The organism is Streptomyces sp. NPDC016851 (assembly GCF_055562795.1).
On the sequence record NZ_JBVHEP010000003.1, the window covers coordinates 239449 to 264292 of the forward strand.

The window sequence follows — 24844 nt, forward strand, 5'->3', positions numbered from 1 at the left end:
ACCCCCCGCCGGCGGTCCGGCCACCCCCCCGCCCCCGCCCCCCGACAGGGCCGGCGGGCCGGGCGGGGCCCGGGGGGGGGGGCCCCCCCCCCCCCCCCCCGGCCCGCCGAGCTGAAGGAACGTGATGGAACCATCCAGCCAATCGGCCCCCGGGCATCGGCCTCCAGCGGGTGCGGTTCCGGCACCGCAGCACGTGCCCCTCCCGCGCCCGGGCACCGACGCGGCCGAGCCCCAGCCGACGGCCCCGGCCCCAGCAGCCCCGGCCCCAGCCCCGGCCCCGGCCCCCAGCTGCCACCCCACCCCGGCCGCCGCCGGCGCCCCGCCCCGGCGTGACTGGTCGCGTGCGGCGGTCGCGGCCCTGGTCGTGACCGCCTTCGTACTGGCCGCCGCCTTGCTGGTGCATGGGGCCCTGCTCTTCCTCTCCCTGGCCCCGACCAACGCGCTCAGGGTGCGTCACCAACACCTGATCACCTCCTACGTGCAGCCGGAGTTCGGTCAGGACTGGAAGCTGTTCGCCCCCAACCCCAAGCAGCGCAACGACGCCATCGGTGTCCGGCTGCGAACCACGGGAGACGACGGCCGCCTCCGGCTCTCGGAGTGGATCAACCTCACGGCCCGCGACGTCGCCGCGATCCAGGGCAATCCGGCCCCGAGCCACGTCCACCAGAACATGCTCCGCAACGCCTGGGAAATCTCCGAGTCCTGGCAGGGCCCGAACAACCGTCCCAGAGGCATCCGCGGAGCCGTCGCCGCCGCCTACCTGAAGCGTGTGGCCCTGCAGCGGGTCGGACGGCAGTGGAAGGGCGAGCGGATCACACAAATCCAGATCGGCGGCCGCTACGAGATGGTGTCGCCTCCGCCGTGGAGTGCCGAGAAGGCCAGTGACACCACCACCTACCGCATCCTCCCGTGGTGGCCGGTCACCGACCAGGACTACAAGGGACTGTGAGCTGAGCACCATGACGAGCCTGCCGGCCCTTCTCAGGGCAGTCTGCACCACCCGCGCCCCCTACCAGGCCGCCGTCTTCCGCATCGGTCTGGCCCTGGTCATCGCGGCCTTCCTGCTCCGCGAGTGGCCCAACCGCCGGGTGCTCTATGGCGACCGCAGCCCCATGTCGTACGAGCTGGCGCTCGAACTGGGCCGCCAGGACGGGACGTTCAGCGTTCTGCACTGGTCCGGGGGACGGGCCTGGTTCGAGATCGTGTACGTCCTGACCATCGCCGCCGCCTTCGCGGTCCTGGTGGGATGGCGCACCCGGACCACGAGCGTGCTGCTCATGGTGGGCCTGCTCTCGCTGGAGAACCGCAACCCCCTCGTGGGAGACGGCGGCGACAACGTCCTGCGCATCATGGTGATCTACCTGGTCTTCACCCGCTGCGCCCAGGTGTGGTCACTGGACGCGCGGCGCGCCCGGTCCGGGCAGCGCGGGAAGGACACCGCCGACCGCACGGGAGTGGTCCTCTGGGCAGCCACCGGACTGTTCCTGCTGCTGGGATTCGGCTGGGACACGGGCTGGCCCCTCGTGCTGTGGACCCTGTGGGGTGTCCAGGGGCTGTGGTACGCCGTGCGCCGCCGGTACCCCGAAACCGAGGTCCGCGCGGTGCTGGACGCGGGCGCTGCCATGCTCCACAACACCGCCATGCTGACGATCGCCGTCCAGGTCTGCCTGATCTACGCCACGTCCGGCTGGTACAAGGTGCAGGGCTCCCGGTGGCAGGAGGGCAGCGCCCTGCACTACGTGTTCCACCTGGAGTACTTCGCCCCGTGGCCCTGGCTGTCCGGGATCCTGGCGGCCAACACCGTGCTGGTCCTGCTGCTGAGCTACGGCACGGTCGTGCTCCAGGTGGCCTTCCCCTTCACCCTGGCCAACCGGAGGATCAAGAACGTCCTGCTGGCCGTCATGATCCTCGAACACGCGGGCATCGCGGTGCTGCTCGGCCTCCCGTTCTTCTCCCTGGCCATGATCGCCTGCGACGCGGTGTTCCTGCCCACGGCCTTCCTGCTCTGGCTCCAGGCCCGCACCTCTCGGCGGGCCCACAGGCCGACGGACCCGGAGTCGCCCGAGGTTACGGAAGTGACGGGGCCGCCGGCCGCGCCCAAGACGGTGGCGGTCTGACCGGAGTCAGCTCGTGAAGCGGAACGTCGACGTGATCGCGTCGAAGATGTCGAAGAAGGAGTCCGCGAGGTCGAGGACCTGGCTGCTGCCGGCGACCAGGGCCACCTTGCCCTCCTGGCCCGGCACGGGAATGTACGTCTGCACCAGCACGGCCCGGATCGTGCGGTTGAGCTCATCGCCGGGTACGGGAATGTCCTCGATGCCGAAGGTCCGCGCGGCCGGGCCGACTCCGGGGATGTCGACGGTCGTCACCTTCCGCCAGGAGTCCCCTTCCCGCTTGGCCTCCTTCACGGCGAGCTGGCTCGCGATGACGGCCGGGTCGTTCGACAGCGGCTCACCGCGCTCGTTACGCCCGCCCACCAGGGATACGGTCACCGAGCCCGTGATCGGCGTGTCCCCGCCGAAGCTCTCCGCCATGCAGCCGCAGTACAGCGCGCCCGACTTCCACGCGTCCGCGGCCGCCTTCCGGAGGAAGTCGACGTACGTGTCCCGGTACTGCTCCAACTCCGGCCGCTGCCGCACCCGCTCGTTCACCATCCGCCGGATCGAGTCGTCCCGCGACTCCGGCCGTACGTCGAACTCCCACCACGACTCCGGCACCTTGATCCGGAACCCGCCCCTCTCGACGGTCAGTGCCTCCATGTAGCGGGCCATGACGCCGGCCTCCCCGTTCGCTCGATCACTCGTGCGCACATCGTGCCACTCCCCGGAACACGGCCTAGACGGACGCCACGAAGTCCGACCAGGCCTCCGGCGCGAGTGCGAGTCGGGGGCCTGCGGTGTGCTTGGAGTCGCGGACGTGCACAGTGCGGGGTGCTATCGCGATTTCGACGCAGGAGTTGCCGTCCGTGCCGCTGCTGTAGCTGCTCTTGAACCAAGTCAGTTCGGAGGTGTCCCCGGCAGAAGCGTTGCGGATCATGTTTCTCCCAGCACTTGCTCGATGAAGGCCAGCGACTCCCGCGGTGGGAGCGCCTGCGCTCGGATGGTGCCATACCGCAGCTCAAGGATGCGGAGCTGCTTCGGATCGGTGGTCGGCCGCCCGTTGAACGCACCGTCGGAACGCCCCACGGCCGAACCGTCCGGGAACTTCAGCAGCTCGATCTTGCCGTCCACCCCTGGGTGGGCATCGGTGTTCGTTGGCATGATCTGAAGGGTGACGCTACGCAACCGCCCCACCTCCAGTAGGTGTTCGAGCTGTTGTCGCCACACCATTGTGCCCCCGACCCGTCGGCGCAGCACCGCCTCCTCGAGGACGTAGTGCACAGACGGGGCCGGATCACGTTCGAAGACCGCCTGCCGGGCCATCCGGGCAGCCACCATCCGTTCCACATCGTCCGGCGAATACGGGGGCTGCGCCGCCTCGAACAAGGCACGCGCGTGCTCCGGCGTCTGCAACAGCCCGTGGACGCTGTTGCACTCGTACACCCCGATCTCAACCGCCTGCCCCTCCAACTTGGCCAGCTCCCGCACCTTCTTGGGATACCGAACCCTCTTCACGTCCTCCCACGTCGCCGCAATCAGCCCACCCGCCCCCAGCACCTCATCCGCCCTGACGAGATAGTCCTGCCGAGGAATCCGCTTCCCACCCTCGATCTTGTAGACCATGTCCTCGCCGTACCCCACCGCCGTCCCGAACTCGGCGGCCCGCATCCCCACCGCCTCCCGCCGCAGCTTCAGCTGCCGCCCGACGGTCGCGATCACGGCGACACCCCACTCGTCGTCCGGATCCACCTCCCAACCCGGCTCGTCCGCCTCGCCCTTGAGCCGACCCGCGTCCGTCTCGACCGCCGTCATCCCGCACCCTTCCGTCCGTCCTACGACCGTGCCCAGCGCCCTACCCGTACGCCCGGCCCTGACAGCCCGGACACGACCGGACAAGCTCCGGACAGTTACCGTACGCACCCGCTGAGTCACTGTTCACAGTAAGCGCGGGCGGCCACGCTGAGTGACGTGACGCAGCAACCCCCTGAACTCACCACCACCATCCGCAACTTCAGCATCCAGCTGTCCCCCACCGCACGCGGCGCCCGCCTGGCCCGTCTCCTGGCCACCGAGCAACTGCGCTCCTGGGGCCTGCCGTTGGACCCGGCACGGCAGGTCATCGCAGAACTGTCGGCCAACGCGGCGGAACACGGCCGCATCCCCGGCCGTGACTTCCGCCTGCTCCTCTACGTCGTGGCCGACACCCTCCGCATCGAGGTCACGGACACCCGCGACGACCGACTGCCGACACCCCAACTGCCCAGCCCGGACTCCGAATCGGGCCGCGGCCTGCTCCTCGTCGACGCACTCGCCGACCGCTGGGGCGTCACCGCGGACCTGCCACCACGCAAGACCGTCTGGGCAGAGCTGACCCTCTGACCTGAAGCACCGGGTCCCAACACCTCGCGCTCCGGTGCCGCAGGCGGTCTCCCTCAAGGACCACGATGATGAAAGAACCCCACCAAACCCCACCCCTCCCGCCCAGCCCGCCGCCTCACTCACGCGAGTGAACATCGCCAACTCAGCTGGATTCGGGAGCCCTTGCCTGCCCTACGCTCAGCGCAACAACCGCAGACATGCGACGGCCCCCGCCGGGACGGCAATCCCAGTGCGAGGGCCTGACCACCGAGGAAGAAGAGCCCTTCCTGATGGATACGCAGCACCCTAACGTGCCCTCGCACGCCCACACCCCCGTAACCGGGAAGAAGCACCCGAACCGGCGGCATCCCCAAGCCGGCCTGGTTCACGACAACACCCGCCACACCACCCGCTTCACGGTGATCGGCAACCACCTCGCCCAGCACCCGGAGCTGTCGCTCCTCGCGATCGGGCTGGCCGTGCACATTCAGTCGCTCCGAGCGGGCGCCCGAGTCGACATCAAGTCCATCGCCGCCCGCTTCCCGGAAGGCACGACCCGTATCGCCGCCGCCCTGCGCGAGCTGGAGGCTCACGGCTACCTGCGCCGCGTCCGCGAACGCGTCCCCGGCGGCCGGATCATCACCCGCACGATCTCCTGCAACCAGCCAGGTCACAGCGGTACGGACGCCCCTCGCCCAGCCCCGAGAAGGCGGACGATGACGCCCGGCAGCAAGCCCCTCCCGGCCGTGCCGCACCCGGGGTACCCCGCACCCGCCCTCCTCCAACGGGCCACGGACCTCCTCGCAGGCCTCCACCGCGAGGACACCCGCCTCCTGCTCTCCACCCGCGACGTCGCCCACCTCGCCCCAGGTGTCGCCGCCTGGCTGGAACGCGACGTCTCCCCCACCGCCGTACGCCACACCCTGACGACTGACCTCCCACCCGAGCGCCTCCACCGCCCGGCCGCCCTCCTGGCCCACCGCCTCACGACCCAGCTGCCCCCACCGCCTCCGTTCCGGGCGCCCACACCACCGCCGGCCATCCGTCACCCACTTCAGACCTGCGACGGCTGCGACCGCGCCTTCCGCGCACCGGCCCCCGGCCACTGCCGCGACTGCCGCGATTGCCGATCAAGTGTCCTGGAGGCCGCTTAGCATGAGAGCGACGATCCTTGCCCCTGGGCACAGACGAGGAGCGAGCGCCATGACCACCGCCTCGGAGAACGAGCAGCAGGGCGCCTCCCACCGGTATCGGGCCATGCGGGACTTCGTCCAGACCACGGACGACTCCCTGCCCGGCAAGTTCGAGGTCACCAAGGAAGGAATCGTCCACGACATGATGGCGCCCGTGGGTCCGCACGAGCTGACCACACTGCACCTGCGGAGACGCCTCGAAAAGGTGATGCCGGAGGAGATCGTGGCCCACACGGGCGAACCCGATGTGGAGGACGAGTCCGAGGGCATCATGCGCCGCCCCGACGTGATGGTGATCGCCCTGGAGGACATGGACGTCCCGGGTTCCTTCGACCCCCGCACACTGCTCGCCGCCGTCGAAGTCGTCTCCCGCTCCAACCCGGACAACGACTGGGTCACCAAGATGCGCGACTACCCCCTCATCGGCATCCCCGTCTACGCCGTCTTCGATCCCCGCACCGGCACGGGCGCCGTCCTCACCGACATCCACCCCACACCGGACGGCCCGCGCTACGCGACCCGCAAGGACTTCGTCTACGGCGAGGACGTGACCATCGCCGACTGGACGATCGCGACGGACGGCCTGCCCCTGTACCGGGACAGCGGCGCCCCGCAGGAGTGAGCCGACAGCGGCGCCCTTTAGGCTCCCTGCCCATGGCACGCACCACCCCACCGCGCCCTGTCGACGTCACAGCCCACTTCCCCGAACTGACACCACTCGCCCGGACCACCGTGCGGCTGCACCCCCGCGCCGGTGCGCCCACCACCGGCGACAGTTCGATCGGTGGCCCGCTGCTGTGGCCGGCCGACGAACCGTGGCCGACCTGCCCGGACCACTCCGGCCCCTGGCAGCGCGGCGTCGTCCCCGACGACGTACGGCTCCGCCGGCGCATCCTGGACGAGGCGTGGAGCAGGCCCCGGGCCGCTGGTGCGGACCTGCTGACGGCCGAGGAACGTGTGATCGTCGACCGCGCGGAAAAACGCCGGCGCGTACCGCAGGAGAACGACGAGGCCCTGATGGTCCCCGTCGCCCAGCTCTACGCCCGGGACGTCCCCGGCCTGCCCCGCCCGGACGGCCGCGACGTGCTGCAGGTGCTGTGGTGCGCGGCCGACCATGCCGGGGACTACCTGCCACGCACCGTACTGCGCTGGCGCACCGCCGCCGACGTGACCGACCGGCTCGCGGCCACCCCGCAGCCGTCGGTCATCGGCAAGGCAGGCTTCCTGCCCGAGCCCTGCGTCCTGCACCCGGAACAGGTCACCGAGTACCCGGCCCCGCATGAACTGTCCGAAGCACTGGCCGACCGGATAGAGGCCTGGGAGGACAGCCGGCAGGTGGTCTACCAGTACGACCTGGCGGTGGCGCCCGGCTGCAAGGTCGGCGGCCACGCCCCGTGGAGCTTCACCGACCCTTTCTCCATGGCCTGCGCGGAGTGCGGATCGGACGTCATGCCGCTGCTCTACGTCGAAGGCAGCGAGTGGGACGGCGGCAGCCTGAGTTGGCGACCCGTCGAGGACGTGGACCGCACCGGTCCGGGGCTGCGCGGCCCGGGCAACGCCACTCAGCTCACCATCGGCCGCGGCTACGGCATGCAGATCTACTTCTGCACGGCCTCGTACGACCACCCCCACCTGCAGAACCTGCAATGACCAACGGCAAAGGGGCCCGCACGACCGAAGTCGTACGGGCCCCTCCGAGCCACTCAGGTCAGCAGACCCTCAAGCCAGTCCGAAGACTCACTTGTTGATCTTGGTGACCTGGCCGGCGCCCACGGTCCGGCCACCCTCACGGATGGCGAACTTCAGGCCCTCCTCCATGGCGACGGGCTGGATGAGCTCCACCTTCATCTCGGTGTTGTCACCCGGCATGACCATCTCGGTGCCCTCGGGGAGGGTCACCACGCCGGTCACGTCCGTCGTACGGAAGTAGAACTGCGGGCGGTAGTTGTTGAAGAACGGCGTGTGGCGGCCACCCTCGTCCTTGGACAGGATGTAGGCCTGCGCCTCGAACTCGGTGTGCGGGGTGACCGAGCCCGGCTTGATGATGACCTGGCCGCGCTCGACGTCCTCGCGCTTGATGCCACGGAGGAGCAGACCGACGTTCTCACCGGCCTGGCCCTCGTCGAGGAGCTTCCGGAACATCTCGATGCCGGTGACCGTGGTGGTGGTCTTCTCCTGCTTGATGCCGATGATGTCAACGGTCTCGTTGACCTTCAGGACACCACGCTCGATACGGCCGGTGACGACCGTACCGCGACCGGTGATCGTGAAGACGTCCTCGATCGGCATGAGGAACGGCTTGTCGACGTCGCGCTCCGGCTCCGGAATGGCGGTGTCGACGGCGTTCATGAGCTCGAGGACGGAGTTGCCCCACTCCTTGTCGCCCTCGAGGGCCTTCAGAGCGGAGACCTTGACGACGGGAACGTCGTCGCCCGGGAACTCGTACTCGGTGAGGAGCTCACGGACCTCGAGCTCGACGAGCTCCAGGATCTCCTCGTCGTCCACCATGTCGGCCTTGTTCAGCGCGACGACGATGTACGGAACGCCGACCTGGCGGGCCAGGAGCACGTGCTCCTTGGTCTGCGGCATCGGGCCGTCGGTGGCGGCGACCACGAGGATGGCGCCGTCCATCTGCGCCGCACCCGTGATCATGTTCTTGATGTAGTCCGCGTGACCGGGGCAGTCGACGTGGGCGTAGTGACGCGTCTCGGTCTGGTACTCGACGTGCGCGATGGAGATGGTGATACCGCGCTGGCGCTCCTCAGGAGCCTTGTCGATCTGGTCGAAGGCCGAGGCCTCGTTCAGGTCCGGGTACGCGTCGTGCAGCACCTTGGTAATGGCGGCCGTGAGGGTCGTCTTACCGTGGTCGATGTGACCGATGGTGCCGATGTTGACGTGCGGCTTAGTCCGCTCGAACTTCGCCTTCGCCACTGGGGTCCTCCTGTGGAGTGGTTCTGGTACGCCTTACTCATCGGCGCCAGGTGATCTTTGCTGGAAAGCCCGGGCCCCGGGGCACTCTCACCATGATTGCGGCGGAATGCCCCTCAAGGCTCCGGAGTCAAGCCTACGGCGTGCAGACGCTGTGCGTTACTCGCCCTTGGCCTTCGCGATGATCTCCTCGGCGACGTTCCGGGGAACCTCGGCGTAGGAGTCGAACTGCATGGAGTAGCTGGCACGGCCGGACGTCTTGCTGCGCAGGTCGCCGACGTAGCCGAACATCTCCGAAAGGGGCACGAGGCCCTTCACGACGCGGGCACCGGCCCGCTCCTCCATGGCCTGGATCTGGCCACGGCGGGAGTTGATGTCACCGACGACCTCACCCATGTAGTCCTCGGGCGTGGTGACCTCGACGGCCATCATCGGCTCGAGCAGTACGGGGCTGGCCTTGCGCGCGGCCTCCTTGAAGGCCTGCGAACCGGCGATCTTGAACGCGAGCTCGGAGGAGTCGACCTCGTGGTAGGCACCGTCGAGCAGCGTCACGCGCACACCGGTCATCTCGTAACCGGCGAGGATGCCGAACTGCATGGCCTCCTGCGCACCGGCGTCCACCGAAGGGATGTACTCCTTCGGCACACGGCCACCGGTCACCTTGTTGATGAACTCGTAGGAGGCGTCGCCGCCCTCGATCGGCTCGACCGCGATGATCACGCGAGCGAACTGGCCGGTACCACCCGTCTGCTTCTTGTGGGTGAACTCGACCTTCTCGACGGCCTTGCGGATCGTCTCACGGTACGCGACCTGCGGCTTGCCGACGTTGGCCTCGACCTTGAACTCGCGCTTCATGCGGTCGACGAGCACCTCGAGGTGAAGCTCGCCCATACCGCCGATGACGGTCTGGCCGGTCTCCTCGTTGGTGTGCACCTGGAAGGAGGGGTCCTCCTCGGCCAGGCGCTGGATCGCGACGCCGAGCTTCTCCTGGTCGCCCTTCGACTTGGGCTCGATGGCGACCTCGATGACCGGCGCCGGGAAGTCCATGGACTCCAGGATCACCGGGTTCTTCTCGTCCGCCAGCGTCTCACCGGTGGTGGTCTGCTTCAGGCCCATGACGGCGACGATGTCGCCGGCGCCCACCGACTCGATCTCCTCACGCTTGTTGGCGTGCATGCGGTAGATCTTGCCGATGCGCTCCTTGCGGCCCTTCACCGAGTTCAGCACGGCGGTGCCGGAGTGCAGGCGGCCGGAGTACACGCGGACGAAGGTGAGCTTGCCGAGGTGCGGGTCGCTCATGATCTTGAACGCCAGCGCGGCGAGCGGCTCCTCGTCCGACGGCTTGCGCACGATGACCTGCTCCGCGTCCTTGACGTCGTGGCCCTCGATGGCCTCGACGTCGAGCGGGGTGGGCAGGTAGCGCACGACCGCGTCGAGCAGGGGCTGAACACCCTTGTTCTTGAACGCGGTGCCGCAGAACACGGGGGTGACGGTGGTGCCGCCGCCCTTGCCGGACGCGATGGTGATGCGACGGATCGCGGCGTAGAGCTGCTCCACGGTGGGCTCGGTGCCCTCCAGGTACAGCTCCATCAGCTCGTCGTCGTTCTCGGCGACGGCCTCGAGCAGCTTGCCGCGGTACTCCTCGGCAGCCTCGGCGTGGGTGTCCGGGATGTCGACGGTGTCGTACATCTCGCCCTTGGTCGCCTCGGCCGACCAGACCAGGGCCTTCATCGTCACGAGGTCGATGACGCCCTTGAAGTCCGCCTCGGCACCGATCGGCAGCTGCATGACCAGCGGCTGCGCGCCCAGGCGGTCGCTGATCATGTCGACGCAGCGGTGGAACTCCGCGCCGGTGCGGTCGAGCTTGTTGACGAAGCAGATACGCGGAACGCCGTAGCGGTCCGCCTGACGCCACACGGTCTCGGACTGGGGCTCAACGCCGGCGACACCGTCGAACACCGTCACGGCACCGTCGAGCACGCGCAGCGAGCGCTCCACCTCGACGGTGAAGTCGACGTGACCCGGGGTGTCGATGATGTTGATCGTGTAGTCGTCGCCCTCGAGCGGCCAGTGACAGGTGGTGGCAGCAGAGGTGATCGTGATGCCACGCTCCTGCTCCTGCTCCATCCAGTCCATGGTGGCGGCGCCGTCGTGGACCTCACCGATCTTGTACGAAACGCCGGTGTAGAACAGGATCCGCTCGGTGGTGGTCGTCTTGCCCGCGTCGATGTGGGCCATGATCCCGATGTTGCGGACCCTGGCCAGGTCAAGCGAAGTGGTAGCCATAAGGCTTCAGTCTTCTCTCGGTCTCGATGGGGTCTGCGACTACCAGCGGTAGTGCGCGAAGGCCTTGTTGGACTCGGCCATCTTGTGCGTGTCCTCGCGCTTCTTCACAGCGGCACCCAGGCCGTTGCTGGCATCGAGGAGCTCGTTGAGCAGACGCTCGGTCATGGTCTTCTCGCGACGGGCGCGGGAGTAACCGACGAGCCAGCGCAGCGCCAGGGTGTTGGCACGGCCGGGCTTGACCTCGACCGGGACCTGGTAGGTGGCACCACCGACACGGCGGGACTTGACCTCGAGGGTCGGCTTGATGTTCTCGAGAGCGCGCTTCAGCGTGATGACCGGGTCGTTGCCGGTCTTCTCGCGCAGGCCCTCCATGGCGCCGTAAACGATGCGCTCGGCGGTGGAGCGCTTGCCGTTCAGCAGCACCTTGTTGATCAGGGAGGTCACCAGAGGAGAGCCGTAGACCGGGTCGATGATGACCGGGCGCTTCGGGGCGGGGCCCTTACGAGGCATTCTTACTTCTCCTTCTTGGCGCCGTAGCGGCTGCGGGCCTGCTTGCGGTTCTTGACACCCTGGGTGTCGAGCGAGCCGCGGATGATCTTGTAGCGAACACCCGGCAGGTCCTTCACACGGCCGCCGCGCACGAGCACGATGGAGTGCTCCTGCAGGTTGTGTCCCTCACCCGGAATGTAAGCGGTGACCTCGATCCCGCTGGTCAGACGCACACGCGCGACCTTACGCAGGGCCGAGTTCGGCTTCTTCGGGGTGGTCGTGAACACACGCGTGCAGACGCCACGACGCTGGGGCGAACCCTCGAGTGCGGGCGTCTTGTTCTTCTCGACCTTGTCCTGCCGGCCCTTACGGACCAGCTGCTGGATCGTAGGCACTACTTCTCCGGTTTCTGTGTGCCGATTGGTGAAGCTAACCTGGAACGTCGCCGACCCACGCGGTCGGGTGTGTCGAATCCCGCGGACTCCCGCCGCCAGGCAGAATTAAGCGCAGATTGCGGTGGCCGGTGTCAGCTCGCAGTGCGGGTGATGGCACGCACGAGAGCCAGGGCACACCCCAGGCACAAGGTCTGAGCGTACCTACCGCATTCGCTGCGGTCAAAACAAATGGGTGCCGACCACATCACCCTGTGGGACATGTCAAGCCCCTCGGCCGTTCCCGATCTTCATTTCGATGACGGGCTGTCCGATTTACCCAACTTTCTTGCCGCCGACCGCGCCACTGCATTCGGCGCGTCACCCGACCGCGATGGACACCACCGTCAGCAACACCAGGACGAGTGCCCAGCCGGCCGTGGACAACCATCCGAGTACGAGACCGGTCAGGGCGAGTCCGTCCCCCAGCTCTCCCCGGCTGCGGATCTCGGCCCGCGCCACATGCCCCAGCACCACGGCCGGAATCCCGGTCAGCCCCATCGTCGGCACGCACAGCAGCCCGCACACGCCGGCCGCCACCGCCTTCCCGTTCGTCTGCGGCCGCGGCACGGGCACGAACGTCCGCGGTACGGGCAGGACCCCGGCAGGCTGCGGCAGGGGCCCCTGCGGCAGGTCTGCGACGAGCACAGCCAGCTCCCCCACGGTCCGCGCCGCGTACGCCCGCGCCACCCGCTTCTCGAACTCGTCGTGCTCCATCCGCCCCTCGCCGTATCCGGCTCTGAGCACGTCCACGGCCCGCTCCCGATCGGCGTGCGAGGCGAGCATCGACGGGGCGCTGGGACCCTGCCAGGGTTGCCAGGACGGGTAGTGCGGCTGCGACACGGAGCACCTCCCCTGGAGCCGGAGTCCTTCCATGATGCGCCGAAGCGCCGCATTCGGCACCGGTGCGTCCTCTTCGGGCGTCACAGACACGCCAAAGGGCGGTCACCCCAAAGGATGACCGCCCTCGGCTCAAGCGACTCGCTTACTGGTTGTACGGACCGTAGTCGTAGTCCTCCAGCGGCACGGCCTGGCCGGAGCCCGTGCCGAACGGCGAGTAGTCGATGTCGTCGTAGCCGACGGCCGAGTACATCGCGGCCTTGGCCTCCTCGGTCGGCTCCACCCGGATGTTGCGGTAGCGGGACAGACCCGTACCGGCCGGGATGAGCTTACCGATGATGACGTTCTCCTTGAGGCCGATCAGGGAGTCGGACTTGGCGTTGATCGCCGCGTCCGTGAGGACCCTGGTCGTCTCCTGGAAGGACGCCGCCGACAGCCAGGACTCCGTGGCCAGCGAGGCCTTGGTGATACCCATGAGCTGCGGACGACCGGAGGCCGGGTGACCGCCCTCCTGGACCACACGACGGTTCTCGGTCTCGAACTTCGAGCGCTCGACCAGCTCGCCGGGCAGCAGCTCGGCGTCACCGGACTCGATGATCGTCACGCGGCGGAGCATCTGCCGGATGATGATCTCGATGTGCTTGTCGTGGATCGACACACCCTGCGAGTTGTAGACCTTCTGGACCTCGCCGACCAGGTGGACCTGGACGGCACGCTGGCCCAGGATGCGCAGCACGTCGTGCGGGTTGGTGGCACCCACGGTGAGCTTCTGGCCCACCTCGACGTGCTCGCCCTCGCTGACCATCAGACGGGCACGCTTCGAGATCGGGTAGGCCATCTCGTCGCTGCCGTCGTCCGGGGTGACGACGATCTTCTTGGTCTTCTCGGTCTCCTCGATCCGGACGCGGCCGGAGGCCTCGGAGATCGGGGCGACACCCTTCGGGGTACGGGCCTCGAAGAGCTCGACGACACGCGGCAGACCCTGGGTGATGTCGTCACCGGCCACACCACCGGTGTGGAAGGTACGCATCGTCAGCTGGGTACCGGGCTCACCGATGGACTGGGCGGCGATGATGCCGACCGCCTCACCGATGTCGACCAGCTTGCCGGTGGCCAGCGAACGGCCGTAGCACATCGCGCAGGTGCCGACGGCGGACTCGCAGGTCAGGACCGAGCGGGTCTTGACCTCCTCGACGCCGTGGCGGACCAGCTCGTCGATGAGCACGTCGCCGAGGTCGGTACCGGCCGGGGCCAGCACCTTGCCGTCGACCACGATGTCCTCGGCGAGGCAGCGCGCGTACACGGACGTCTCGACGTCCTCCGCCTTGAGCAGCGTGCCCTCGGCGTTCCGGCTCGCGATCTTCAGACGCAGACCGCGCTCGGTGCCGCAGTCCTCCTCGCGAATGATGACGTCCTGGGAGACGTCGACCAGACGACGGGTGAGGTAACCCGAGTCGGCGGTACGCAGAGCGGTGTCCGCCAGACCCTTACGGGCACCGTGCGTGGAGATGAAGTACTCCAGCACGGACAGGCCCTCACGGAAGGAGGCCTTGATCGGACGCGGGATCGTCTCGTTCTTCGCGTTCGACACCAGACCACGCATACCGGCAATCTGACGCATCTGCATCATGTTGCCTCGTGCACCCGAGTTCACCATCATGAAGATCGGGTTGGTCTTCGGGAAGTTGTCGTTCATCGCCTCGGCGACCTCGTTGGTCGCCTTGGTCCAGATCGCGATGAGCTCCTGCGTGCGCTCGTCCTTGGTGATCAGACCGCGCTCGTACTGCTTCTGGACCTTCTCGTCCTGCGCCTCGTAACCCTTGACGATCTCCTTCTTCGCCTCGGGAACGACGACGTCGGAGATGGCCACGGTGACACCGGAACGGGTCGCCCAGAAGAAGCCGGCCGCCTTCAGGTTGTCGAGCGTCGCCGCCACGATGACCTTCGGGTAGCGCTCGGCGAGGTCGTTGACGATCTCGGAGAGCTGCTTCTTGCCGACCTCGTAGTCGACGAACGGGTAGTCCTCGGGCAGCAGCTCGTTGAAGAGCGCACGGCCCAGCGTGGTGTTCAGCCGGAAGCTGTCACCCTGCTGCCACTCGGGCTCACCCTCCTCGCGCGCCGGCGGGGTCCAGCCGCGCGGCGGGATGGTGCCGACCGGGAAGCGGACGTCGATCCTCGACTGGAGCGACAGCTCGCCCGCGTCGAAGGCCATGATCGCCTCGGCGACCGAGGCGAAGGAACGGCCCTCGCCCTTGAGCTCGCGCATCTCGCCGTCGGTGGTGAGGAAGAACAGACCGAGGACCATGTCCTGGGTCGGCATCGTCACCGGACGGCCGTCGGCGGGCTTGAGGATGTTGTTCGAGGACAGCATCAGGATGCGGGCCTCGGCCTGCGCCTCCGCGGACAGCGGCAGGTGCACGGCCATCTGGTCACCGTCGAAGTCCGCGTTGAACGCGGTGCAGACGAGCGGGTGGATCTGGATGGCCTTGCCCTCGACCAGCTGCGGCTCGAAGGCCTGGATGCCGAGGCGGTGCAGCGTGGGCGCACGGTTCAGCAGAACCGGGTGCTCCGCGATGACCTCTTCCAGCACGTCGTACACGACCGTGCGGCCGCGCTCGACCATGCGCTTGGCGCTCTTGATGTTCTGCGCGTGGTTCAGGTCGACCAGGCGCTTCATCACGAACGGCTTGAAGAGCTCCAGCGCCATCGCCTTCGGCAGACCGCACTGGTGCAGCTTCAGCTGCGGACCGACGACGATCACGGAACGCGCGGAGTAGTCCACACGCTTACCGAGCAGGTTCTGACGGAAGCGACCCTGCTTACCCTTCAGCATGTCGCTGAGGGACTTCAGCGGGCGGTTACCGGGACCGGTGACCGGGCGACCGCGACGGCCGTTGTCGAACAGCGCGTCGACGGCCTCCTGAAGCATGCGCTTCTCGTTGTTCACGATGATCTCGGGCGCACCGAGGTCGAGAAGGCGCTTCAGTCGGTTGTTCCGGTTGATCACACGGCGGTACAGGTCGTTCAGGTCGGAGGTCGCGAAGCGGCCACCGTCCAGCTGCACCATCGGGCGAAGGTCCGGCGGGATGACCGGCACGCAGTCCAGCACCATGCCCTTGGGGCTGTTGCTGGTCTGCAGGAACGCGGAGACGACCTTCAGGCGCTTGAGCGCACGGGTCTTCTTCTGGCCCTTGCCGGTGCGGATGATCTCGCGGAGGCGCTCGGCCTCCTCGTCGAGGTCGAAGGACTCCAGGCGCTTCTGCAGCGCCGCGGCACCCATCGAACCGTCGAAGTACGTGCCGAAGCGGTCACGCAGCTCGCGGTAGAGCAGCTCGTCGCCCTCGAGGTCCTGGACCTTGAGGTTCTTGAAGCGGTTCCACACCTCGTCGAGACGGTCGATCTCGCGCTGCGCACGGTCACGCAGCTGCTTCATCTCGCGCTCGGCACCCTCGCGCACCTTGCGGCGCACGTCGGCCTTGGCGCCCTCGGCCTCCAGCTCGGCCAGGTCGGTCTCGAGCTTCTTGGCCCGGGCCTCCAGGTCGGCGTCGCGGCGCTGCTCGATCTGCTGGCGCTCGACGGAGACGTGGGCCTCCAGCGAGGGCAGGTCGCGCGTACGGCGCTCCTCGTCGACGTACGTGATCATGTACGCCGCGAAGTAGATGACCTTCTCCAGGTCCTTCGGGGCGAGGTCGAGCAGGTAGCCCAGCCGCGACGGAACGCCCTTGAAGTACCAGATGTGCGTGACGGGCGCGGCGAGCTCGATGTGGCCCATCCGCTCACGGCGCACCTTGGCGCGCGTGACCTCGACGCCACAGCGCTCACAGATGATGCCCTTGAAGCGGACACGCTTGTACTTGCCGCAGTAGCACTCCCAGTCCCGGGTCGGACCGAAGATCTTCTCGCAGAAGAGTCCGTCCTTTTCGGGCTTGAGCGTGCGGTAGTTGATCGTCTCGGGCTTCTTGACCTCGCCGTGGCTCCACTGACGGATGTCGTCAGCGGTAGCCAGACCGATCCGGAGCTCGTCGAAGAAGTTGACGTCGAGCACTATGCGTCAATCCCTCTCAGGGTTGTAAGTCATGGGGTCTGATACGGGGGTCCTGGGGCCGGCGGCCTTCATGACGAAGGCCGCCGAACTCCCGTCAGACCTCTTCGACGCTGCTCGGCTCACGCCGGGACAGGTCGATGCCAAGCTCCTCCGCAGCGCGGAAGACGTCCTCGTCGGTGTCGCGCATCTCGATGGACATGCCGTCCGAGGACAGCACCTCCACGTTGAGGCACAGGGACTGCATCTCCTTGATGAGCACCTTGAAGGACTCGGGGATGCCGGGCTCGGGAATGTTCTCGCCCTTGACGATGGCCTCGTAGACCTTCACGCGGCCGGTCACGTCATCGGACTTGATGGTCAGCAGCTCCTGGAGGGCGTACGCGGCGCCGTAAGCCTCCAGCGCCCACACCTCCATCTCACCGAAGCGCTGGCCACCGAACTGGGCCTTACCACCCAGCGGCTGCTGGGTGATCATCGAGTACGGACCGGTCGACCGGGCGTGCAGCTTGTCGTCGACCAGGTGGTGCAGCTTGAGGATGTACATGTAGCCGACCGAGATCGGCTCCGGGAACGGCTCACCGGAGCGGCCGTCGAACAGCCGCGCCTTGCCGGACGGGAGCACCATGCGCTCGCCGTCGCGGTTCGGGATGGTGTGCTCCAGCAGGCCGGCCAGCTCGTCCTCGCGGGCACCGTCGAAGACCGGCGTCGCGACGTTGGTCCGCGGCGGGACCTGGTCGGCGTCGATGGCCTGCAGACGCTGCGCCCACTCCTCGGCGAGACCGGAGACGTCCCAGCCCTGGCTGGCGAGCCAGCCGAGGTGGATCTCCAGGACCTGACCCGGGTTCATTCGGGACGGCACACCGAGCGGGTTGAGGATGATGTCGACCGGGGTGCCGTCCTCCAGGAACGGCATGTCCTCGATCGGAAGGATCTTCGAGATGACGCCCTTGTTGCCATGACGGCCGGCGAGCTTGTCACCGTCGGTGATCTTTCGCTTCTGCGCGACGTAGACGCGCACCAGCTGGTTCACACCGGGGGGAAGCTCGTCGCCCTCCTCGCGGTCGAAGACGCGCACACCGATGACCTTGCCGGTCTCGCCGTGCGGCACCTTCAGCGAGGTGTCACGGACCTCACGGGCCTTCTCACCGAAGATCGCGCGCAGCAGGCGCTCCTCGGGCGTCAGCTCGGTCTCACCCTTGGGCGTGACCTTGCCGACGAGGATGTCACCGGCGATGACCTCGGCACCGATGCGGATGATGCCGCGCTCGTCGAGGTCGGCGAGGACCTCCTCGGAGACGTTCGGGATGTCCCGGGTGATCTCCTCGGGGCCGAGCTTGGTGTCACGGGCGTCGACCTCGTGCTCCTCGATGTGGATCGAGGAGAGGACGTCGTCCTGCACGAGGCGCTGCGACAGGATGATCGCGTCCTCGTAGTTGTGACCCTCCCACGGCATGAACGCCACGAGCAGGTTCTTGCCCAGCGCCATCTCGCCCTGCTGGGTGGCCGGACCGTCGGCGAGGACCTGGCCCTCGATGATCCGGTCGCCCTCGGCCACGATGACCTTCTGGTTGACCGAGGTGCCCTGGTTGGAGCGGGCGAACTTGGCCAGGCGGTACGTGATGTACGTGCCGTCGTCGTTGGCGGTGGTGATGTAGTCGGCGGAGACCTCCTGGACCACACCGGCCTTCTCGGCCTTGACCACGTCGCCGGCGTCGACCGCGGAGCGGTACTCCATGCCGGTGCCGACGAGCGGGGCCTCCGCCTGGATCAGCGGAACGGCCTGGCGCATCATGTTCGCGCCCATGAGGGCACGGTTGGCGTCGTCGTGCTCCAGGAAGGGGATCATGGCGGTCGCGACCGACACCATCTGGCGCGGCGAGACGTCCATGTAGTCCACGTCCTCGCCGGTGACGTAGTCGACCTCGCCGCCCTTACGGCGGACCAGGACGCGGGCCTCGGCGAAGCGGAGGTCGTCCGTCAGCGGCGCGTTGGCCTGCGCGATGACGAAGCGGTCCTCCTCGTCGGCGGTCAGGTAGTCGACCTCGTCGGTGACCTGGCCCTCGAACACCTTGCGGTACGGGGTCTCGACAAAACCGAACGCGTTGACCCGGCCGTAGGAGGCGAGCGAGCCGATCAGACCGATGTTCGGGCCTTCAGGGGTCTCGATCGGGCACATGCGGCCGTAGTGCGAGGGGTGCACGTCACGGACCTCGAAGCCGGCCCGCTCACGGGACAGACCACCCGGGCCGAGCGCGGACAGACGCCGCTTGTGCGTCAGACCCGACAGCGGGTTGTTCTGGTCCATGAACTGGGACAGCTGGCTGGTGCCGAAGAACTCCTTGATGGAGGCGACGACCGGCCGGATGTTGATCAGGGTCTGCGGCGTGATCGCCTCGACGTCCTGGGTCGTCATCCGCTCGCGGACGACACGCTCCATACGCGCCAGACCCGTACGGACCTGGTTCTGGATGAGCTCGCCGACGCTGCGCAGGCGGCGGTTGCCGAAGTGGTCGATGTCGTCGGTCTCGACGACCACGGAGGTGCCGTTGTCACCGACCGTCTCGGTCTCGCCGGCGTGCAGCTTCACCAGGTACTTGATCGTCGCGATGATGTCCTCGACGGTCAGGATCCCGGCGTCCAGCGGGGTGTCGGTACCCAGCTTCTTGTTGACCTTGTAGCGGCCGACCTTGGCCAGGTCGTAGCGCTTGGGGTTGAAGTAGAGGTTCTCGAGCAGCGTCTGCGCGGCCTCACGCGTGGGGGGCTCGCCCGGGCGCAGCTTGCGGTAGATGTCGAGCAGCGCGTCGTCCTGGCCCTGGGTGTGGTCCTTCTCCAGGGTGGCGCGCATGGACTCGTACTCGCCGAACTCCTCGAGGATCTGCTCGGTGGTCCAGCCGAGCGCCTTGAGCAGGACGGTGACGGACTGCTTGCGCTTGCGGTCGATGCGGACACCGACCATGTCGCGCTTGTCGATCTCCATCTCCAGCCAGGCACCCCGGGACGGGATGATCTTCGCGGAGAAGATGTCCTTGTCGGACGTCTTGTCGATGGAGGAGTCGAAGTAGACACCGGGCGAACGGACGAGCTGCGACACCACGACACGCTCGGTGCCGTTGATGACGAAGGTGCCCTTGTTCGTCATGAGCGGGAAGTCGCCCATGAAGACCGTCTGGGACTTGATCTCACCGGTCTCGTTGTTGGTGAACTCGGCCGTGACGAAGAGCGGGGCCGCGTACGTGAAGTCGCGCTCCTTGCACTCGTCGATCGAGTTCTTCGGCGGCTCGAAGCGGTGGTCGCGGAAGGTCAGCGACATCGACCCGCTGAAGTCCTCGATCGGGGAGATCTCCTCGAAGATCTCCTCGAGCCCGGACTTGGTGGGGACGTCCTGACCGTTCTCGAGAGCCTCCTCGACCCGACTCTGCCAGGCGGTGTTGCCGAGCAGCCAGTCGAAGCTCTCGGTCTGCAGCGCGAGCAGGTTCGGAACCTCGAGAGGCTCCTTGATCTTTGCAAAAGAGATGCGCAGCGGGGCAGTGCTGGCGGCGTTGTTCGTATTCGCGGTCGAGGCGTTGCGCGAGGCGGCCAAGAGGGGGTCCTTCCGAGGGCTCGGACTCACTACGCGCGTACCGGCCCCTCTCCCGTACACAGAGACAAGCTATGTCGGTCCGGCCGAAAAGCCAGGTCAGACAGGTCTTGTCGTCGATGCTCGGGCGAGGGCAGACCCCTGGTGACGGGCAGGGGACAGCTAACAGGCAGCGCAAAGGGTCAGTGTAGCCATACGGCACACTGATGTCCAGTGCGGGTTGTGAAACCCGTGTTTACCCTCGTTGTTCCACTCCTGCGACAAGGCGCTGCCCTCAACGCACGTTGATACTGCCCTCTTCGTCGCCGATCCATACCTCGGATTCGGATCCTTGTGGCGACGCGTCCTGAGAATTGCGCGCTGCGTGCGGTTCGTCAAGGCCCCCCTGCCCGAACCGGGGCCGGCCCAGAGACACGACGAAGATCACCATACCCCCCGCCACAGAGGCTGCAAGGCAACCGTGGCCGGACCCCGGAAACGCCGAAGAGCGACCACCCGGATGGATGATCGCTCTTCCGCGCTTACGCGTTACACGTCCAGCGGGACGTGTTGTGGATCCTGGCGGATCCGAGAGGTCTTACTTGACCTCGACGGAGGCACCGGCGCCCTCGAGGGACTCCTTGGCCTTGTCGGCGGCCTCCTTGTTGACCTTCTCCAGAACCGGCTTCGGCGCACCGTCGACCAGGTCCTTGGCCTCCTTCAGGCCCAGGGAGGTCAGCTCACGCACGACCTTGATGACCTGGATCTTCTTGTCACCGGCGCCGGTGAGGACGACGTCGAACTCGTCCTTCTCGGGCTCGGCCTCGGCGGCGGCGGCGCCACCGGCGCCACCGGCCATGACGACCGGGGCGGCCGCGGCGGCGGTGACGTCGAACTTGTCCTCGAACGCCTTCACGAACTCGGAGAGCTCGATGAGGGTCATCTCCTCGAACTGCGCGAGCAGGTCTTCCTGGCTGAGCTTCGCCATGATTGGCGGTCCTTCCACTAAATCGGCAGGTGCCGGATGTACATGTGAGGCGGGCGTACTACTGGCCCGCGACGGCCTCCGCGTTCAGGCAGCGGGGGCCGGGATGCGAGCCGAGTTACTCGGCACCGCCCTGCTCGTCCTGCTTGGCACGGAGCGCGTCCACGGTGCGGACGAGCTTCGACGGCAGCGCCTGGAAGACAGAGGCAGCCTGGGACTGCTTGCCCTTCATGGCACCGGCCAGCTTGGAGAGCAGAACCTCGCGGGACTCGAGGTCCGCAAGCTTCTTGATCTCGTCGGCGGACAACGCCTTGCCGTCAAGGACGCCGCCCTTGATGACCAGGTTGGGGTTGTCCTTGGCGAAGTCACGGAGACCCTTCGCCGCCTCGACCGGGTCACCGGTCACGAAGGCGACGGCCGACGAACCCGTGAAGAGGTCGTCGATCGCGGTGATCCCGGCCTCGTTGGCCGCAATCTTGGTCAGCGTGTTCTTCGCCACACGGTAATGAGCGTTCCCACCGAGTGAACGACGCAGCTGCTGCAGCTGCGCCACGGTGAGACCGGTGTACGCAGTAACGACAGCGCCGTTGGAGTCGCGGAACCTGTCCCGCATCTCCTCGACGGCATCGACCTTGTCAGGCCTCGCCATGAGCCTCGGCCTCCTTCCGGGTGATTCGGACCGCGCGGACCCGAAGGAGGACTGGGGAAAACGAAACGCCCCGGCGCAGGGGCACGGGGCGCAGCTCGACCGTTTGCACGCACGCACGGGGCGGCGGGCTACGGGAGCTTCTCCAAGTGTCACCTGCGCGGGCCGTCCGCCGTTCAGCGGATCCTTCGGCCACCGCGCCCTCGTCCGAGCGCGCGGTAAACGACCAGCGGTCTTTGGCTTCTGTAGGAGGGTACGGGAACGAATAGCTGTCAAGCAAATCCGCCCGTACGACGGATCAGCTCGCGTCGAGTTCCTTGAACAGGTCGGCGAGGTCGGCGACGTCCTTGGCCGGCGGGGCCGTGACGTCCACCGGCTTGTTGTAGTCGAGGAAGGTGATGGTCATGTCGAGCGGGCCCTTGTCGGCCGCGCCCTTCATCCGGAACTGCTTGGTGTGGTCGTCGCCGTCGATCCACGTGTCCATCGTGAACTTCTCGACGCCCATTTCCTCGTACTGCTTGATGCTCTTCTCGCGGTTCTCGCGGATGCTCGCGTCCTTGCCCTTCAGGGAGGCGCGGAGCTCGGCGAGGGTGAACGTGCCCGTGTAGTGGGTCGTCTCGACGCCCTCGACCTTCTCGGTACCGACCTTCTTCACGTCTTTGGCGCTCGTGAGGAAGGTGGACTCCGCCGCCGGGTTCTGCTCGGCCTGGCTCGTGGGCCCCGACCGGTCCCGCTCCTTGCCGGCGTCGGAGCCGGACAGGTCGAACTTCATCCAGGTCTTGCCGTCCATCTCCTTGGCCATCTCGGCTCCCCCACCGAGGTACATGGCCTTGTCGACGAGGCGGATCTCCACGGTCTCGGCGGCTCCGTCGACGGTCCCCGTCATCTTCATGCTCATGGCGATCGTGGGCTTCAGGCGCATCGACGCCTCGCCCTTGACCTTGCCGGACTCCGGCGACATACCGCTCAGGCGGTACCGGACGGACGTGATGCCGTCGGTGTTCTTCGCCGCCGTGGCGACGGCGGCCGCGGGCGTCATCTCCGGCGACTGTTCCGCACCGCAGCCGACCGCACCGGCGGCGAGCAGCAGGGCGCCCAGCCCGGCGACAGGTATGGATGCCTTCATTGATTCCCCCCAAGGAATACGCGATTGCTTCACAGCAAGGCCGTGAGCCTATCCCAGAGGGGCAGAAGTGATCTATGAGAATTCACGGGGACCTCAGGGCGTACCGGACTTCTTCCGCATCAGGTCCTCGAAGTCCCCGGTGTCGGACACGGGGGGCCGCTGGGTCCGGACCCGCACGCCGTAATCGCCGTAATGCGCGGTCTGGGTCATCAGGCCCGTGCTCATCCGCGCCTTCTCCACCTTCTTGACCAGCAGGTTCCGCTCGTCGATCCAGATGTCGACGGTCTCGGTGGTGACACCGGCCTCGGTGAGCTGTTTCCTCAGGGCGGCGTCGGTGACGTCCGCGGCGGCCACGGTGCCGGAGTAGTGCGTGGCGGGCCGGCCGCGCACGGACTCCTCGCCGGCCTTTCTGACGTCGCCGGAGGCCAGCAGGAGCTTCACGGACTGGTTCGGTGTGGTGCTGCGCATCTGCTCGCCGAGATGGGCTCCGGAGCCCCCGGCGAGGGCTTTCAGGTCCTCGTAGGCGTACCGGATCCAGTGCTTGCCGCCGGCCTGCTCTGCGAACTTATCGCCCATGCGCGCGTAGTAGGCGTCGGGCAGGTAGCGGGCCTCCATGGATGTGCTGCCGAGCCTGCGCATGGTGTCGGCCATGGTGCCGCCGGTGTACGTGATGCTGAGGGTGCCGGTGATGCCGTCGGCCCAGCCGAGGGTGCCGTCGGCGCGCATGGACATCAGCGAGCCCATGGTCGTCGTGGACTCGACCCGGGCGGAGCCGGCCCGCTGGGTGGCGCGCTCGGCGGCGCGCAGGGCCGCGACGGACCGGCCGTGGGCGGCGCGGTCCTCCTTGCCGGGGCCGTCGGAGGAGTCCGCGGAGGTGCAGGCGGCCACCCCCGTCAGCGCGCTCGCCATCGCGAGCACCAGGCCCACGCTGCGCACGGTCGTGCCCTGCATACGTTCCCCCGTTCGCCTCCGGTTCCCGCACGTTAACCCAGGCCACCGGCGTACGTACCGGAAAAGGGAACGGGCCCCGCACCTGTGAGAGGTGCGGGGCCCGTGACCGGTTGCGTGAGCCGTCAGGCTCAGACCGCGGCCGGGTCCTCCTCGACGAGGAGGTTGCGGGTGCGGTTCGGGTCGACCGGGATGCCGGGGCCCATCGTGGTGGTGATGGCGGCCTTCTTGATGTACCGGCCCTTGGCGGCGGACGGCTTCAGACGGAGGATCTCCTCCAGCGCGGCGCCGTAGTTCTCCACCAGCTTGGTGTCGTCGAAGGACGACTTGCCGATGATGAAGTGCAGGTTCGCGTGCTTGTCCACACGGAACTCGATCTTGCCGCCCTTGATCTCGGTCACGGCCTTGGCCACGTCCGGGGTCACGGTGCCGGTCTTCGGGTTCGGCATCAGACCACGCGGACCGAGCACACGGCCGAGGCGGCCGACCTTGCCCATGAGGTCCGGGGTGGCGACGACGGCGTCGAAGTCCAGACGGCCCTTCGACACCTCGTCGATCAGCTCGTCGGCGCCGACGATGTCGGCGCCCGCGGCACGCGCGGCCTCGGCACGGTCGCCGGTCGCGAAGACCAGGACCCGGGCGGTCTTACCGGTGCCGTGCGGGAGGTTCACGGTGCCACGGACCATCTGGTCGGCCTTGCGCGGGTCGACACCCAGACGGAAGGCGACCTCGACGGTGCCGTCGAACTTGGTCGTGGAGGTCTCCTTGGCGAGACGGACGGCCTCGAGCGGGGCGTAGAGCTTCTCCCGGTCGATCTTGGCGTCCGCAGCGCGAAGGGACTTGCTGCGCTTGCTCACTACTGCTCCTGGATTCTTAGGAGTCGTGGTCCGGGCCGAGCAGGCCCTGCCACTTCT

Annotated in this window: 21 protein-coding genes; 6 read left to right on the forward strand and 15 right to left on the reverse strand. The window is 67.6% G+C overall.

Features of this window, described 5'->3' with window-relative positions; genetic code table 11:
* Positions 1-193: 193 nt before the first annotated feature.
* A complete protein-coding gene (locus tag ACZ3I3_RS06440; protein ID WP_467363024.1) occupies positions 194-949 on the forward strand; it encodes a DUF5819 family protein in 756 nt (251 codons plus the stop codon).
* Between the two features lie 10 nt (positions 950-959).
* A complete protein-coding gene (locus ACZ3I3_RS06445) occupies positions 960-2117 on the forward strand; it encodes an HTTM domain-containing protein (RefSeq protein ID WP_467363025.1) in 1158 nt (385 codons plus the stop codon).
* 6 nt (positions 2118-2123) lie between these two features.
* Here ACZ3I3_RS06445 and ACZ3I3_RS06450 read toward each other — a convergent pair whose 3' ends face one another.
* The 3 genes from ACZ3I3_RS06450 to ACZ3I3_RS06460 all read right to left on the reverse strand — a co-directional run bounded on the left by ACZ3I3_RS06450 (position 2124) and on the right by ACZ3I3_RS06460 (position 3911).
* Positions 2124-2771, reverse strand: a complete 648-nt coding sequence (locus ACZ3I3_RS06450) for a hypothetical protein (RefSeq protein WP_467363026.1) — start codon at positions 2769-2771, stop codon at positions 2124-2126.
* A gap of 64 nt (positions 2772-2835) precedes the next feature.
* On the reverse strand, positions 2836-3036 hold the full coding sequence (locus ACZ3I3_RS06455; protein WP_467363028.1) for a DUF397 domain-containing protein: 201 nt from the start codon (positions 3034-3036) through the stop codon (positions 2836-2838).
* The gene (locus ACZ3I3_RS06460; RefSeq protein ID WP_467363029.1) at positions 3033-3911 is read right to left on the reverse strand and encodes a helix-turn-helix domain-containing protein; all 879 of its coding nucleotides are present in this window, start codon (positions 3909-3911) and stop codon (positions 3033-3035) included. Before ACZ3I3_RS06460 ends, ACZ3I3_RS06455 begins: the two co-directional genes overlap by 4 nt.
* Positions 3912-4067: 156 nt before the next feature.
* On the opposite strand from ACZ3I3_RS06460, the gene ACZ3I3_RS06465 reads away from it, so the two are divergent.
* From ACZ3I3_RS06465 to ACZ3I3_RS06480, 4 genes are all read left to right on the forward strand, one after another.
* Positions 4068-4478: an ATP-binding protein gene (locus ACZ3I3_RS06465; RefSeq protein ID WP_467363030.1), complete on the forward strand. Its 411-nt coding sequence runs from the start codon at positions 4068-4070 to the stop codon at positions 4476-4478.
* A gap of 269 nt (positions 4479-4747) precedes the next feature.
* The gene (locus ACZ3I3_RS06470; RefSeq protein ID WP_467363032.1) at positions 4748-5611 is read left to right on the forward strand and encodes a helix-turn-helix domain-containing protein; all 864 of its coding nucleotides are present in this window, start codon (positions 4748-4750) and stop codon (positions 5609-5611) included.
* 49 nt (positions 5612-5660) lie between these two features.
* Positions 5661-6272: a Uma2 family endonuclease gene (locus tag ACZ3I3_RS06475; RefSeq protein WP_467363034.1), complete on the forward strand. Its 612-nt coding sequence runs from the start codon at positions 5661-5663 to the stop codon at positions 6270-6272.
* A 32-nt stretch (positions 6273-6304) separates the two neighbouring features.
* A complete protein-coding gene (locus ACZ3I3_RS06480) occupies positions 6305-7300 on the forward strand; it encodes a hypothetical protein (protein ID WP_467363035.1) in 996 nt (331 codons plus the stop codon).
* A gap of 87 nt (positions 7301-7387) precedes the next feature.
* Here ACZ3I3_RS06480 and tuf read toward each other — a convergent pair whose 3' ends face one another.
* The 12 genes from tuf to rplA all read right to left on the reverse strand — a co-directional run bounded on the left by tuf (position 7388) and on the right by rplA (position 24787).
* Entirely contained in the window at positions 7388-8581 is a 1194-nt protein-coding gene (gene tuf / locus ACZ3I3_RS06485) for an elongation factor Tu (RefSeq protein ID WP_020274921.1), read from the reverse strand.
* Between the two features lie 156 nt (positions 8582-8737).
* Positions 8738-10864 carry an elongation factor G gene (fusA, locus tag ACZ3I3_RS06490; protein ID WP_467363037.1) on the reverse strand — a complete coding sequence of 709 codons (2127 nt, stop codon included), beginning with the start codon at positions 10862-10864 and terminating at the stop codon, positions 8738-8740.
* Positions 10865-10903: 39 nt separating this feature from the next.
* The gene (gene rpsG / locus ACZ3I3_RS06495; RefSeq protein WP_003998848.1) at positions 10904-11374 is read right to left on the reverse strand and encodes a 30S ribosomal protein S7; all 471 of its coding nucleotides are present in this window, start codon (positions 11372-11374) and stop codon (positions 10904-10906) included.
* Positions 11375-11376: 2 nt separating this feature from the next.
* A complete protein-coding gene (rpsL, locus tag ACZ3I3_RS06500; protein WP_003948652.1) occupies positions 11377-11748 on the reverse strand; it encodes a 30S ribosomal protein S12 in 372 nt (123 codons plus the stop codon).
* A 357-nt stretch (positions 11749-12105) separates the two neighbouring features.
* Positions 12106-12627 carry a DUF1707 and DUF4190 domain-containing protein gene (locus ACZ3I3_RS06505; protein ID WP_467363039.1) on the reverse strand — a complete coding sequence of 174 codons (522 nt, stop codon included), beginning with the start codon at positions 12625-12627 and terminating at the stop codon, positions 12106-12108.
* Positions 12628-12769: 142 nt separating this feature from the next.
* Complete coding sequence (locus ACZ3I3_RS06510; protein ID WP_351405582.1) at positions 12770-16669, reverse strand: DNA-directed RNA polymerase subunit beta'; 3900 nt, start codon at positions 16667-16669, stop codon at positions 12770-12772.
* Between the two features lie 94 nt (positions 16670-16763).
* The gene (gene rpoB, locus ACZ3I3_RS06515) at positions 16764-20249 is read right to left on the reverse strand and encodes a DNA-directed RNA polymerase subunit beta (protein ID WP_467363040.1); all 3486 of its coding nucleotides are present in this window, start codon (positions 20247-20249) and stop codon (positions 16764-16766) included.
* Positions 20250-20823: 574 nt separating this feature from the next.
* Positions 20824-21213 carry a 50S ribosomal protein L7/L12 gene (gene rplL, locus ACZ3I3_RS06520; protein WP_359187321.1) on the reverse strand — a complete coding sequence of 130 codons (390 nt, stop codon included), beginning with the start codon at positions 21211-21213 and terminating at the stop codon, positions 20824-20826.
* Between the two features lie 115 nt (positions 21214-21328).
* Positions 21329-21859, reverse strand: a complete 531-nt coding sequence (gene rplJ / locus ACZ3I3_RS06525) for a 50S ribosomal protein L10 (protein ID WP_306964769.1) — start codon at positions 21857-21859, stop codon at positions 21329-21331.
* A 295-nt stretch (positions 21860-22154) separates the two neighbouring features.
* Positions 22155-22982, reverse strand: coding sequence for an SCO4651 family lipoprotein (locus ACZ3I3_RS06530; RefSeq protein ID WP_467363043.1), 828 nt, complete (start codon positions 22980-22982; stop codon positions 22155-22157).
* 93 nt (positions 22983-23075) lie between these two features.
* Positions 23076-23933, reverse strand: a complete 858-nt coding sequence (locus ACZ3I3_RS06535; protein ID WP_467363044.1) for an SCO4651 family lipoprotein — start codon at positions 23931-23933, stop codon at positions 23076-23078.
* Between the two features lie 128 nt (positions 23934-24061).
* Positions 24062-24787, reverse strand: a complete 726-nt coding sequence (rplA, locus tag ACZ3I3_RS06540; protein WP_010036794.1) for a 50S ribosomal protein L1 — start codon at positions 24785-24787, stop codon at positions 24062-24064.
* Between the last annotated feature and the right edge of the window lie 57 nt (positions 24788-24844).

Excerpts from the sequence above, each read along its gene's own strand:
- ACZ3I3_RS06445 (WP_467363025.1), top strand. The coding sequence starts at position 960 with ATGACGAGCCTGCCGGCCCTTCTCAGGGCAGTCTGCACCACCCGCGCC.
- ACZ3I3_RS06450 (WP_467363026.1), bottom strand. The coding sequence starts at position 2,771 with ATGGCCCGCTACATGGAGGCACTGACCGTCGAGAGGGGCGGGTTCCGG.
- ACZ3I3_RS06455 (WP_467363028.1), bottom strand. The coding sequence starts at position 3,036 with ATGATCCGCAACGCTTCTGCCGGGGACACCTCCGAACTGACTTGGTTC.
- ACZ3I3_RS06460 (WP_467363029.1), bottom strand. The coding sequence starts at position 3,911 with ATGACGGCGGTCGAGACGGACGCGGGTCGGCTCAAGGGCGAGGCGGAC.
- ACZ3I3_RS06470 (WP_467363032.1), top strand. The coding sequence starts at position 4,748 with ATGGATACGCAGCACCCTAACGTGCCCTCGCACGCCCACACCCCCGTA.
- ACZ3I3_RS06475 (WP_467363034.1), top strand. The coding sequence starts at position 5,661 with ATGACCACCGCCTCGGAGAACGAGCAGCAGGGCGCCTCCCACCGGTAT.
- ACZ3I3_RS06480 (WP_467363035.1), top strand. The coding sequence starts at position 6,305 with ATGGCACGCACCACCCCACCGCGCCCTGTCGACGTCACAGCCCACTTC.
- fusA (WP_467363037.1), bottom strand. The coding sequence starts at position 10,864 with ATGGCTACCACTTCGCTTGACCTGGCCAGGGTCCGCAACATCGGGATC.
- rpsG (WP_003998848.1), bottom strand. The coding sequence starts at position 11,374 with ATGCCTCGTAAGGGCCCCGCCCCGAAGCGCCCGGTCATCATCGACCCG.
- rplL (WP_359187321.1), bottom strand. The coding sequence starts at position 21,213 with ATGGCGAAGCTCAGCCAGGAAGACCTGCTCGCGCAGTTCGAGGAGATG.
- rplJ (WP_306964769.1), bottom strand. The coding sequence starts at position 21,859 with ATGGCGAGGCCTGACAAGGTCGATGCCGTCGAGGAGATGCGGGACAGG.
- ACZ3I3_RS06530 (WP_467363043.1), bottom strand. The coding sequence starts at position 22,982 with ATGAAGGCATCCATACCTGTCGCCGGGCTGGGCGCCCTGCTGCTCGCC.
- ACZ3I3_RS06535 (WP_467363044.1), bottom strand. The coding sequence starts at position 23,933 with ATGCAGGGCACGACCGTGCGCAGCGTGGGCCTGGTGCTCGCGATGGCG.